This window comes from Marinobacter zhanjiangensis (genome assembly GCF_014651935.1).
Taxonomy (GTDB): domain Bacteria; phylum Pseudomonadota; class Gammaproteobacteria; order Pseudomonadales; family Oleiphilaceae; genus Marinobacter; species Marinobacter zhanjiangensis.
The window spans coordinates 181,611-194,400 of the sequence record NZ_BMXV01000006.1 but is presented as its reverse complement, the minus strand read 5'-3'; the positions used below and the strand labels follow the sequence as shown (position 1 = coordinate 194,400).

The window sequence follows — 12,790 nt, the reverse complement described above, 5'->3', positions numbered from 1 at the left end:
TTGCCACGGAAGGACACGGAAAGAAAAGATGAAATGATTTTTTAGCCACTAAACCCTCGAAATAACACGAAAAAGGTGAACTGCCTTCAAGATCTATTTGGTTGTTACTTTCGTGTTCTTTCGAGGATTTCGTGGCAAATAGCCTTTGTCTTTATTTTTTTTTGTGTTTTCCATGGATTCCGTGGCAAAAAAGGCGCCTTCCCCCAATCTCCGGTTAACTGTATTATCCGATTTGGTTAACAGCGAATCATCCAACAACCGAACCGGAGCCAACCATGCGCAATGCCGACCTGGTCGCCCGTGACCTTAAATCCGTCTGGCACCCCTGTACCCAGATGAAGGACCACGAATCCCTGCCACTGATTCCCATCAAGAAAGGGAAAGGCGTGTGGCTGGAAGACTTTGAAGGCAACCGCTATATCGATGCCGTCAGCTCCTGGTGGGTCAACCTGTTCGGCCATGCCAATCCGCGCATCAACGGCGCTATTCGCGACCAGATCGAGAAGCTGGAGCACGTCATTCTCGCCGGCTTCAGCCATGAACCCGTGGTGGAGCTGTCGGAGCGACTGATCGAAGTCACCCCGGAAGGCCTGAACAAGTGTTTCTACGCCGACAACGGCTCATCGGCCATCGAGGCCGCCCTCAAGATGAGCTACCACTACTGGAAAAACCACGGCAAGCCGACCAAGAAAAACTTCGTTAACCTGTCCAACAGCTACCACGGCGAAACCCTGGGCGCCCTGGCTCTGGGTGACGTCGCCCTGTACAAGAACACTTACCAGCCACTGCTGATGGAAGTGCTCACCGCCCCGTCGCCGGACGCCTACAACAAGGAACCGGGGGAGACCGACGAGGAATACGCCCTGCGCCAGTTCGAAGCCATGGAGCAACTCCTGGCCGAAAAGCACGACGAAATCTGCGCCGTGGTGGTGGAGCCGATGATCCAGTGCGCCGGTGGCATGCGCATGCACCACCCCATTTACCACACCAAACTGCGGGAAGCCTGCACCCGCTACGGTGTGCACCTGATCGCCGACGAGATTGCCGTGGGCTTCGGGCGCACCGGCACCATGTTCGCCTGCGAGCAGTCCGGCATTACCCCCGACTTCATGTGTCTGTCCAAGGGTCTGACCGCCGGCTACCTGCCGCTGTCCGTGGTGTTGACCACCGACGACGTGTATAACGCCTTCTACGACGACTACGAAACCCTGCGCGCCTTCCTGCACAGCCACAGCTACACCGGCAACCCCATCGGCTGCGCCGTGGCCCTGGCCACCCTGGACATTTTCCGGGACGACGGCATTATCCAGGCTAACAAAGCCCTGTCCCGCACCATGGCTGACTCGGTCGCGCACCTGGCGGACCATCCCAATGTCGGCGACATCCGTCAGCATGGCATGACCCTGGCTATCGAAATGGTCAAGGACCGGAAAACCAAAGAGCCCTTCCCCTGGCAGGAGCGTCGCGGCATCCGGGTTTATCAGCACTCACTGACCCGGGAGGCCCTGTTGCGCCCACTGGGCAATGTGGTTTACTTCATGCCGCCCTACGTGATCACCGAGGACCAGATCCGCCACCTCGCCCAGGTCGCTACCGAAGGCATCGATATCGCTGTCAGGGACTAAAGGTGTAAGGAGGCAGCCGATTTCGGTAACCTGTCGCTTCCCATGAGCAGTCACCCGGCAGGAAACATCCGTGCGCAACCCGCGAATCTATACCGACGCTCCACTCCAGGAAGGTCACACCGTCTTTCTGGATGACAGTTCCGCCCACCACGTGGGCAAGGTTCTGCGCATGCAGACCGGGCAACCGCTGGAACTGTTCAATGGTGATGGTGCCAACTACCCGGCGGAACTGGACGAGGTGGGCAAGAAGCGGGTCAGCGCACGAATCCTGTCAAGAGAAGAAAGTACCTGCGAGCCGTGCCTGAAAATTCTGCTCGGCCAGGTCATATCCAAGGGCGACCGTATGGATTACGCCGTGCAGAAAAGCACGGAACTGGGGGTGGATACCATCGTCCCCCTGACCAGCGAACGCTGTGATGTGCGCCTGAAAGGCGACCGCGAGGACAAGCGTATCCGTCACTGGCAACAGGTGGCCATCAGCGCCGCCGAACAATGCGGACGGGCCACGGTACCCACCATCGCGCCGCTGACTTCCCTGGCGGACTGGTTCAGCCTCAGTGCAGCCTGCGACCTGCGGCTGGTGCTTCACCACCGCACGGATCAGCCGTTGTCGACCATGACACCACCCGAAAAAGGCGTTGCGCTTCTGGTTGGCCCCGAGGGTGGCCTCTCGGAAGCGGAAATCGCTGCGGCAAGGGAAAGCGGCTTTTCCCCGGCAGCCATGGGGCCCAGGGTGTTACGTACGGAAACCGCCCCCGTTGCCGCCATAACTTTATGCCAATGGCTCTGGGGCGACTTCAGCGGGGCCGACCAGGCGCCCGGGCGATAGCCCCCATGCTTCACGGCACCCAGTGCCACTGACAACGCCTTGATCAGACTGTACTATACTGCGACAGCAACTCGGGGCAGCGGCATCCCCGTAACACCATGACACCTCAAGGAGACTCTCAGGATGCCGGGTATCCTTTCCTGGATCAGACACAAGCTGTTCCCTGCCCCCGAGAGCCATGATGGCCGCTCCGCAGCCTCCGACAGCAGGAATCACGGCCGCACCCTGCTCAGCTCCGGTGTCGGTGATGTTGGCGAACACCGGCTACCACTTGCAAAACTGGAAGATCACCTGTTCTGCTGGCTGCTGGACAGCTCCCCGCGACAGATTGCGGAACCGTCGCCGCTGACCGGAAAGGTTTTACGCGAACTCCAGAACCGGCTTGATCACAACGCCCTGAAGGAACTTCCCCGGCAGCCGTTGACCCTGCCTACCCTGATGCGGACGCTGGCCAGTGAGGCCACCACCCGCCAGGAAGTGACCAGCATCATCCTCAGCGATGCCTCACTCACCAACCAGGTCCTGCAGGTGGCCAATAGCCCCTTTTTCAAGGTGGGCGACCAGCCGGTAAACACCGTTGACCAGGCGGTATTCCGGCTGGGGCTTGATGGTATCCGCAATGTGGCTTCGGCGTCGGTCATGCGACCCATGCTGGCCGCCCGCAACTCCACGGAATCCGCTTTTGCCCAGAGAGCCTGGCGCTGGGGAGTCACCTGCGCCCGCTCGGCCGAGCTCATCGCCTTGGTCAACAAGCAGGAAAGCACCAGCTACTTCATGGTCGGGCTGCTGCCCGCGCTCTCCTACCTGACGCTCAGGCGGGAGGTACAGGCCATATTCAAGCGCAAGTTCCCGGACCAGCAGCCGTCAGCGCAAACCCTTCACGAAGCCATGCGACGCTTCCAGTGGGCCACCGCCCAGAACATTGCCCACGCCTGGAACCTCCCCCCCCGGTACCATGCCCTGCTGCTCACGGCGGAGCGTCCGGCTCCCAGGCAGGAGCGCTCGCCCCTCAACGACGGCATTGTGCTGGGCACCCGGGAAGCATTGCGCGACGCCCATCAGCGCAATCTGGGCGATGATGAATTACTCGGCCTGCTATCCATTACCCCGGAGCAGCTGGACAAGGTCCGGCACGTGCTGTCACGCCTTCTGGCCGAGGGGTTCTCCAGCCGCTGACGTGCTTGCGGACTCGATGAGGTCCGCCATGGAACGACTCTCCTCGCCCGGAACTTCCGGCGTCAATCCCGGTGGCAGCACCGCCGGCAGGCGCCGGAGCATACCTTCCTCGTCGTCTCGCACCGCGTGGAGCACATCGCCCACGCTGATCAGGTCCAGAGCCCGCCCTGGCACCAGGTGATCACCCGACGGGCCGGCCAGTGTCAGTAAACCCTTGCGGATCAGCTTGTCGGAGATCCGCCGGGTAATCTCGCCCGGCACCCGCATGTCCTGCTCCAGCTTCTCCTGTTGCGGCGCTGGCCTCCCCGTGGCGAAGGGCTGGCCAACACTCCACATCAGTACCAGCGCTATCTGCTCCTGCAACTGGGGAGAAGCGTCTACCTCACGCTGCTTGGAGACGTTGCCCGGATTCTGCAGGTAGAAGGCGATACTCGAGCCCATCAGCAGGATCATCCAGTTGATGTAGGTCCAGATCAGCACGATGATGCCGATGGCAAAACTGGAATAAATGGCCGCGTATTTGGTCGAGCCCGCCACGAACGAGGCGAAGATCATCCCCCCGGCCTGCCAGGACACCCCGGCAATAACGCCACCGATGACAGCGTAGCGTACCTTGACCCGGGTATTGGGAATAAAGACATAGACGAAGGTGAACGCACCCACCACCAGCAGGAACGGTGTCAGCCGGCTGAGGAGCAGTACGGCCGTTCCGAAGGGCTCGATCTCGATCAGCCGCTGCACGAACGCCGACGAGAAAATGGTGGCCGATATACCGATGGCCGACACCATCAGCAGCGGCCCGATCATGATCACACTCAGGTAATTGGAGAAGCGCTGGGCCAGCGAGCGCATATCCGGCACCCGCCAGATCATATTGAAGGAGCGCTCGATCTTCTGCACCAGGGCAATTACCGTATAGACCAGCAACGCCAGCCCCACCGAGCCGAGCACCCCCACCTTCATATTGTCGACAAAACTTAGCACCTGGTCCGCCAGCTCTGCCCCCTGAGGGCCGAGGGGCTGCATGAACTGGTACAGGAACGGCTCGATACGCTGGTGCACTCCAAGGGCCTTCAGCACAGAAAAGCTCAGTGCCAGCAACGGCACAATACTGAGCAAAGTGGTGTACACAAGACTCATGGCGTGCAGGGTCAACTGGCCACTGGCGACATCACGCATTACCGCATAGGCTGTGCGCCCGGCCTGATAAAGCCATGTCCAGGGCCAGCGCTGCGGCGGATTGGGGTTGGCGAGGATCCAGCGCTCTGCGTGGTTGAGTCGTTCTTTGAACTGGAATGAGGCCACACGACATCCTTTGTTGCTTAGGGGGACACTACTGACCGGCCATTACAGGTCGGGACAAACCCGGAACCCTGGTGACAGAGGACCGATTCTGAAGCAATCAGGGGAGAGTATGGCTGAAAATCCGGCGGGGGAGAAATGCGGGCGGGGTCTGAGCCTCACCCGCTGAGGGGATCACTCCCGGTTGGCAATCTTGCTGAGGTTCTGGTTGATCTTGAATATCACGATAAACAGCTCGCAATAGATCCGCGTCATCAGGACACCACCGACAATGATCCCCAGTCCCATGAGGAAGTTGGCAAAGGTAAAACCCTGGTAACCTGAAAACATGCTCATAAAACCGCCAATGATCACTGCGACAATGGACAGCCAGTAGATCACGGTAATGATCTTCGGAGTGACCATGGAATCAAAATTCAGAAACGACTTTAACATTCTACTTTTTCCTTGATTTGCACACATTAGGTAAACGACGGATCATCCACGCAGCCCCCTAGCAGGGGTCGATAGGCAGACACGTTCGCTTACGGGTTCCCCGAATCGCTTCGGCGGGATCTTCAGCTTCAGCGTAGGCCGGGCGCCGGAGCACCTGACCCTTGCCCTGTACTTCGCCGTCCACAACACGGGCATAGGCCATGTTGGGTGTGCTGCGGGTTACCTCCACAGTGGCCACGAGACTCTCGGAGCGGCCCAGCCCCTTGCCGGTATGGCTGTTGCGCACGGAATCGCCAAGGGCAAAGACTTCCCAGCGCTGGCCGGTTTTCATCAGTCCGCCACCCATATTGATGATCAGCTCATTACCCTGGTGGCCTTCCACCAGCGGCGGCCAGACTACATTGATGACGGACAACGCCACTTCCTGCCCGGCCCTTTCGAAAAAGGCCTGAGTCGAGCCAGGAGAGCCGTCGAATTCCAGATCCAGGTATTCCGGCGACAGGTTCAGCGTCCGGGTCCAGACAATCTTGCCCGTAGCGGGCACCACTACCCGGACCTCCAGCACCAGGGCACCGGTCTGCTTGCGGCTGCGCTCCCCCGTGAGCCCGGACACTTTCTCCTCAACCCCGAACGTCAGGTCCGTTACCTGGGCTGTAACCAGGTACTCCGCCCCCAGCTCATTGCCCAGCATGGCCTTTTCCTGCACCGGCACATCCTCACCCCTCATGCGGTCCCGCTCCGACCGGATGGCGCTTTCCTTGTCACGGGCAAGCATGGCAAAGCGGCGAGACTGAACCAGAGCCTCGGTAATGGACTGGGTCATGCGATCTGATACCTCCACCCGCGACAGCCTCTGGTCAGCCACCTCATAGAAAGGCCTGGCCGGCCACACCGGGTAGACCGCCATGCGCCAGCGACCATCGTCCGGGTTGCCGGGCGTGTGGTAGACCGGCACATCCACCGAAAGCCGTGCCAGCTTACCGCCGCCGGGCGCATTGGTCACCGAACTCACCCGATAGCCGCTGATCAGTCCTTCCGCGGACACACGGGTCTGGCTGCTGGAGCTTTTCTGGATCTCGACACTGGCCTCGCGGCCATCCCCGGTCCGCACCGACAGCCGGCTCAGGGCAGACTGCACCTGTTTGCTGGCACTGATCTGGGCACCCCGAACCTGGCGAACGGCAGCGCCCAGAGCGTTGAAGATCGCCTGTTCCCGGTCGACCCCCGTGGCCTCCGCCCGAACGGTACGGATTTCCGTGGCGGCCTGGGTCAGCGTTGGTGCCAGCAACAGCGCAAGCACCACGATAATGCGCCTTACCATGAGCCGAAGGATCCTGTACTACGGGTGGATTTCTCGGTTGCCGGCTGACTGCTGCCAGACGTTCCCGCTTCGGGCTTCTCCGCTGACGGGTCCTTACCCTGTGCCTGAGCGGACGTGGCAGGCGACCAGTACTTCACGTAACCGAGATAGGGATGTCCCGTGGTCGGGTCCACAGCGTCCCACTGCCCTACGGTCTGGATACCGGTCAGACGGGCATTGGCTTCAGATCTAAGGATGTTGTTGACCATTCGCCCGATGCCTTCCGACGTCTTGATTTCGGTACTGCCGTCGCCCCGGGTTTCACGAACCTTCTGCTTCAGTTTGCGGCGGGTGGCTTCTTTCTGCCCCTGTACCGTCATTGATGCGAACTGGGCCAGCCAGCCGTCAGCCATCAGCATGGCTTCATCCCGCGCCGCTTCCATTTCTGCGGCAATCTCGAATTCCTCCATATTGCCCCGGGTGAGTTGTGGCCCGGATGTACCGAAGGCCATCAGCCCGAAACGACCCTGGTCATCCACCACCGGTTGTACGCCAAAATACCCCAGCATCGGGACGCCCTCACGGATCTGCGGGTCCAGCCGATCGCGGATGTCGTCAATGGGGATGGCCTTGCCGGCAGTGGAGTTGTTGGTACGAAGCTGGCGACCAAACTCACTGAACCGGTCGGAACGGACCACGACCACGCTCATGCGGCCGTTATTGACAGGGCCATCGCCTCCGACTTCCTCGATCACACCGAAGATACCAACACCACTCAGGCGGCCCATGGCCCGCCACGTGGTCTCACTGACAAATTCGTCGTAGATCAGGTCCTTGCGCTCGGCAACGGTCATCTCCGGCAAAGTTGAAGCATCCACACCAAGCTCTTCGAGCAACGAGTTCATGCTCTGCACGGTGAGCTCAGCGGCGCGGCCTGCAACGGCCTTGCCCAGGGCGTCCATACTGGTGGTGTCGCGGACGTCCTCGGGCAGATCGTCCTTCATGAAACGGTCGGCCAAAGAGACCCCGATGGCCACGGAGTCCTGTGACACCAGCTCACCCATGGCCTTGAGGAAAGCCTCTTCGGTGGCAATGATACGGGCCTGGCTGAACTCGATGGTGGAAGGATCCGCGGCAATGGCCTGACTGGTCACTACCAGGGTGCCGCCAGCCGGGTTCTTCTCCGACTGCCCGCGGACCCAGCCACGGGCGTCCAGGAATTCCTGGATTTTCTTGTCACCGGGATCCACTTCCGAAACCGCCATGAACGGTGAAGGCGGTGTCTCGCTGGCGTCCTGTTCAGCAGCCTGTGCCTGCTCGGCCAGGTCGGCTTCCTGGGCCAGGAGTGTGGTAGGCGCCGCCAAAACCAGAAGGCCTGCGATAACCACAGAAAGAGCTGTCTTGCGAATTATCATGATCTACCCCTTCCTTACCAGCTGACAGACTTGCCGGAGCCCTGTTTGATGATGGGTGTCTCGCCTTCCCAGAACGCCAGGCCGGTAGCCAGATCGGTGAGGGTGAGCTGGATGGAGTATTCCACTCTCTGTTCACCACCCAGCTGATGGTTCTTCTGCATCAGCTTGCCGGACAAGCTCAGGTCCGGCGCCTGCAGGGTGCCCTTGCGCTGTACGCCGGACTGGTCAAATTCCTCGGAGTCGCGCAGCTCACGGGCACGCATGCTCATTTCGTCCTCGGCGCCGTTCAGTCCCACAGCAGTGGTGGTCACCACCTTGCCGGAGCGCAGCAGTGCCACCCGGATTTTCTTGACAAGACGGTCCGTATCAATCCGCTGCATGGTGTCATTGGTGATGCGGCTCACCACCATGATGTAGCGCCCCCCGTTGGGGTTGTCGACAACACCGCTGGCCAGCATGTCTTCCACAGCTTCGGTGGCGGCCCGATCGAAATCCCGGTAGTCCAGTGACATGGACACGGGGCCGTCATCTGCCGCAGGATCCACGTAACGAGTCTCGGTGGCACAGCCGGATACCAGTACCGCGGCCAGTATTATCAGAAAGGTATTCTTGAACATGGTGTTTCCTCGGGTTTATCGCATTTCACGCAGATGAAGCTGGAAAGATTCCACAGACGGGTGAGGCGCCGTGGCCTTGAAAAAGCGGTTCTGTTCGGGCAGTACACGGGCTTCGCGGTAGCCCCGGCCTACACCGGGCACTTCCATGCCGCTGGCATTGAACCAGGTCACCTTCCAGCCGAAGCGGGTATCCGACCGGCCTTCCACGGCGAAGGCCACCTGCAGCAGCGAGTCACCGGAAGGCTGGCGAAGGCGCTCCTGGAACAGTTCGGTGACAACCAGTCCGAACTGCACCTCGCGGTCCACCTTCAGTTCTTCGCGATCGTAGAGCTCACTTCTGGGAGGCTGCATGGCGCACCCGGCGAGCAAGAGGCCAAGCATGACCATGGTGATCAGACGCTTCATTATTCGTTACCCCTGAATTACTGGTTGGAAGCCGATGACACTTCGGCCTTTGCCGGCATTTCCGGCAGACGGGCGAGAGAGCCAGGCACGGCGCCCTCGAGATCCAGAGTCATTACGGTCGCCTGTGCCTGCAGGCTGGGGCGCTTGACGTAAACCAGGGTGAACGGCTGATCCGGAACGGTGATGCTGCCCAGGGTGGTGCCGTCACTCTGGGCGAGAGTCAGCTCGCCATCCTGCGGCCGGCTGATCCGGGCGACCTGCCAGTGATGCGGCAGCGCCTGCCATCCGCGCAGGTCGGCCTGGGTAGTGGCGGCTGTCAGCAGGGCGGAGCCCAGCTGTCCGGCAAGACCGAAACGCTCCGAGGCTTCGTTCTGGATGACCGCCTTGATAACGGCGGAGGCCACCGCCCGGGTCAGCACCCCGGTAAACCGGGCTTTCATCTCCGTGCGGAATACCTTTTCCATGTCCGACAGCACTTCCGTTTCCGCTGTATCACCCTCGCCGGTCAGGGCAAGCAGATTACCGGGGATCGCCGCCCGTTCAGCGTATCTCGGCAGGGCTATGCCGGTGTAGGCGGGTGCCTGCTGATTGCCGTGGAACAGCAGCAGCGGTACATCGAACCGCATTTCTTCGAGCACCGGCCCGAGACCATTCTCGTAGACTACCCAGACCTGCGGCTCCAGATCTCCCACACTCTGCCGACCTGTCGCCAGGTCCTCGGCCAGTGCCAGGTCGCTGGCCAGCTGAGCGCTGTCTTCATTCATCTGGGCAACACGTTTGAGCGAGTCCACCGCCTTGTCGTAGTCCGAAGAGACGGTACCGTTCGCCAGGAAATAGAGCCCGTTCAGGTAAGTACTGGCAGGCACAATAAACTCGGAGTAAACGGCCCACTGGGATGGCGCACCATAGTTATCCGCCACGGCCTGCTGCAGGCCCTCGCTCTCCAGACTCTGGCTCGCAAAAAGCGCGCTGTTGGCTTCGCCATCCCCGGGGTTTTCGTCATCTTCGGCGTTGGCAGCGGCAGCCTCGTTTTCGGCAGCTTCACGCGCCTCTTCCTGCAACTTTTCCTGCTGCGCTTCGATCTCGTCAGCAAAAAAATTCACTGCCCGCCGGGTACGATCGTCGGCACGGTTGAACTCGATACGGGCGTAGTCGTTGTTGCCCTCAGCCAGGAACGCCAGCGCCTTGTAGGTGTTGACCAGCACGGCCTCCGACATCAGGGCCTCGTAATCACGGGCGGAGTCGTTGATCATGACGGCCATGAAGGTCTCACCGGTCTCTTCCGCGAGGCTCTCCGTATCCAGATACTTCATGCCCTGTTCGGCAAGATCGTAGTATTCCGCGGCTTTACTGAAATTGCCGCTGAGTCGGTAGAGTTCAGCCTGGTGCAGGAACTCCAGGAGATGCGCCTCGGTGTCCACTTCCTTTTCGGAATCAATCTTGAAGGCCATGCTTTCCAGGGCGGCTGTGTAGTCGCCAGTGGCATAAGCGGTATTGAAATCCGTCATCTGTGAACGGTGCTTGTAGGATGCACAACCGGATATTGCAGTCGCTGCCAGGACGGCAACGCCAAAACGAACGAGAGGTCTCACACTGACTCCTTATTATCTGTTTTCCCCTGGAGGGCAGTAGGGAGCCATGCGCTGCGATAACTCCCTTTATCACCACGGTCAGGAATCCAATGGATTCCTTAACTTCTGGTAACCTTAAGCGAGAAGGGAGTCACAGTAATAGAGTAGGTTGGAAACTATTGCGTTATTTTACATTAGCGAAACATCTAAACAGATTGTTGTTACACAAAGTTTCATAGTGGGTATTTTTAAGCAATTCAAAGGAGTAACTGATCAATCCGTGATCAATCCCGGAACCAGTCGGGTAATATCATTCAGATCGTTTACAGGTTTTCAGCCGTAATTTCCACAATCCGCTGCCGCGCCTCGCGGCTGGCCCAGGCGGAGTGCGGGGTAAGGATCAGGTTGGGGATATCGTCCGCCAGCAGGGGGTTGCCGTTACGGGGTGGTTCTTCGGTGAGCACATCGAACCCGGCGCCGCCGATGGTGCCTGCACGCAGGGCGTCGGCCAGGGCCTGTTCGTCTACCAGACCGCCGCGGGAGGTGTTAATGAGGAGGGCAGACTCCTTCATCTGTTCGAGTTCAGTGGCTCCTATCAGGTGGCGGGTGTCTTCGCTCAGCAGGCAGTGCAGTGAAAGCACATCCACCTGGGGCAGCAATTCGGCCAGCGGAATTCTCGGATAGCCGTCCACTTCGCCCGGCTCCTGGCCGGGGCGGCAGCCCAGAACAATGTCCATGCCGAAGGCACGGGCCCGTTCGGCGACGCCCTGCCCCAGGTCGCCGTAACCGATAATGCCCAGGATCTTGCCTTCCAGCTCCATGATGGGATGGTCCATCAGGCAGAACATATCGCTCCTTGCCCAGCGCCCTTCCTGTACATCCCGGCTGTAATCGAGCAGCCGCGTGGCCAGAGCCAGAATCAGGGCCATGGTGTGCTGGGCCACGGTGGAGCGGCCGTAGCGGGTGACATTGAGCACGCGAATGCCGTGGTCTTCCGCTGCCTTCAGGTCGATGTTGTTCAGGCCGGTGGCCACCACGGCGATGGTCTTCAGCTCCGGGCAGGCCTCGAAGTGCTCACGCCCCAGCACCACCTTGTTGACCAAAACCGTATCGAAGCCCTGCAAACGGTCGATGACCTCCCCAGGGGCAGTGCGGGCATGGCAGGTCAGCGCACCGGTCACCTGTTCGATGGGCGCCAGGGTAACGTCTTCGCCCAGGGTGCGGGCATCAAGGAATACGGCTTTCACTGTTGTGCCTCCTGTCTTATGCTCTGGGAAACTTCCAGTAATGATGGGGAATGACACTATGGAGCATGAATTCTGGCACACCCGCTGGGCCAAGGGCGAGATTGGCTTTCATGAGGGCACGGTGAACAAGTACCTGCATGATCACTGGCCTGATTTCGCTGCCGACAGCACTGATGCCGTTTTCGTGCCCCTGTGCGGCAAGGCCCATGACATGTGGTGGCTGCACGACCAGGGGCACCCGGTGATCGGGGTGGAACTGAGCGAGGTGGCCTGCAAGGACTTTTTCGAGGAGGCTGAAGAAAAGGCGAAGGTCCACCCTGGTGAGCCGTTCACCATCTTCCGGCACGATGAACTCGAACTCTGGTGTGGCGATTTCTTCCAACTGGTACCGGACGACCTGCAACATGTACGACTGGTCTACGACCGGGCCGCGCTCATCGCCATGCCTCCGGAAATGCGCCGGGAGTACGTGGAACACCTGACCGCCGTAATCCCGGACGGCACCCGCATATTGCTGATTACCCTGGACTACGACAGCAGCGAGATGAAAGGCCCGCCGTTCAACGTCAGCGACCAGGAAGTGTTCGACCTCTTTGAGGGCGACTATGAGATTGATCACCTGCTCACCAACGACATGGGGCGGGACAGCCCATTTGCGAAACGCAAAGGTCTGCGCAACGGCGCTACCGAGAGTGTTTTTTATCTCAAAAAGAACTAACGCGGATGCGAGCGCGGTTTTAACTTTTTTTTCAAAGCATTAGTAACGCATTCCAGGGGCGCCCCCGCTACAGGGGCGCTTTTTTCATTTCTGTTCGTTTGTTTTTTGTACATGTTTGGCCATGCTGGTGAATGCAACCCTGTAACAAAA

12 protein-coding genes are annotated in these 12,790 nt (G+C 59.8%); 4 read left to right on the top strand and 8 right to left on the bottom strand.

Translation table 11 applies throughout. From position 1 onward, the window contains the following. Nucleotides 1-275: 275 nt before the first annotated feature. The 3 genes from IE079_RS13930 to IE079_RS13920 all read left to right on the top strand — a co-directional run bounded on the left by IE079_RS13930 (nt 276) and on the right by IE079_RS13920 (nt 3,630). Nucleotides 276-1,625: an adenosylmethionine--8-amino-7-oxononanoate transaminase gene (locus IE079_RS13930; RefSeq protein ID WP_189577391.1), complete on the top strand. Its 1,350-nt coding sequence runs from the start codon at nt 276-278 to the stop codon at nt 1,623-1,625. 70 nt (nt 1,626-1,695) lie between these two features. After that, complete coding sequence (locus IE079_RS13925; protein ID WP_189577390.1) at nt 1,696-2,454, top strand: 16S rRNA (uracil(1498)-N(3))-methyltransferase; 759 nt, start codon at nt 1,696-1,698, stop codon at nt 2,452-2,454. 123 nt (nt 2,455-2,577) lie between these two features. Continuing rightward, nucleotides 2,578-3,630, top strand: coding sequence for an HDOD domain-containing protein (locus IE079_RS13920; RefSeq protein WP_189577389.1), 1,053 nt, complete (start codon nt 2,578-2,580; stop codon nt 3,628-3,630). On the opposite strand, the gene IE079_RS13915 is transcribed toward IE079_RS13920, so the two are convergent. From IE079_RS13915 to IE079_RS13880, 8 genes are all read right to left on the bottom strand, one after another. Beyond that, the gene (locus IE079_RS13915) at nt 3,595-4,935 is read right to left on the bottom strand and encodes a YihY/virulence factor BrkB family protein (RefSeq protein ID WP_189577388.1); all 1,341 of its coding nucleotides are present in this window, start codon (nt 4,933-4,935) and stop codon (nt 3,595-3,597) included. The genes IE079_RS13920 and IE079_RS13915 overlap by 36 nt on opposite strands. Before the next feature lie 171 nt (nt 4,936-5,106). Continuing rightward, a complete protein-coding gene (locus IE079_RS13910) occupies nt 5,107-5,367 on the bottom strand; it encodes a DUF4282 domain-containing protein (RefSeq protein WP_189577387.1) in 261 nt (86 codons plus the stop codon). A 58-nt stretch (nt 5,368-5,425) separates the two neighbouring features. Then, nucleotides 5,426-6,688 (bottom strand): CsgG/HfaB family protein, encoded by a 1,263-nt coding sequence (locus IE079_RS13905; protein WP_189577386.1) that lies wholly within the window; start codon nt 6,686-6,688, stop codon nt 5,426-5,428. Beyond that, nucleotides 6,682-8,082: a DUF6844 domain-containing protein gene (locus IE079_RS13900; protein ID WP_189577385.1), complete on the bottom strand. Its 1,401-nt coding sequence runs from the start codon at nt 8,080-8,082 to the stop codon at nt 6,682-6,684. The genes IE079_RS13905 and IE079_RS13900 overlap by 7 nt, the downstream gene beginning before the upstream one ends. A 14-nt stretch (nt 8,083-8,096) precedes the next feature. After that, nucleotides 8,097-8,699, bottom strand: coding sequence for a penicillin-binding protein activator LpoB (lpoB, locus tag IE079_RS13895; RefSeq protein ID WP_189577384.1), 603 nt, complete (start codon nt 8,697-8,699; stop codon nt 8,097-8,099). 15 nt (nt 8,700-8,714) lie between these two features. Next, entirely contained in the window at nt 8,715-9,104 is a 390-nt protein-coding gene (locus IE079_RS13890) for a DUF1425 domain-containing protein (protein ID WP_189577383.1), read from the bottom strand. Nucleotides 9,105-9,121: 17 nt separating this feature from the next. Next, the gene (locus IE079_RS13885) at nt 9,122-10,696 is read right to left on the bottom strand and encodes a COG3014 family protein (protein ID WP_189577382.1); all 1,575 of its coding nucleotides are present in this window, start codon (nt 10,694-10,696) and stop codon (nt 9,122-9,124) included. A gap of 302 nt (nt 10,697-10,998) precedes the next feature. Continuing rightward, nucleotides 10,999-11,922, bottom strand: coding sequence for a D-2-hydroxyacid dehydrogenase (locus IE079_RS13880; protein ID WP_189577381.1), 924 nt, complete (start codon nt 11,920-11,922; stop codon nt 10,999-11,001). Between the two features lie 58 nt (nt 11,923-11,980). Here IE079_RS13880 and tmpT point away from each other — a divergent pair, with 58 nt between their 5' ends. Continuing rightward, a complete protein-coding gene (tmpT, locus tag IE079_RS13875; RefSeq protein WP_189577380.1) occupies nt 11,981-12,640 on the top strand; it encodes a thiopurine S-methyltransferase in 660 nt (219 codons plus the stop codon). The last annotated feature ends 150 nt before the right edge of the window (nt 12,641-12,790 follow it).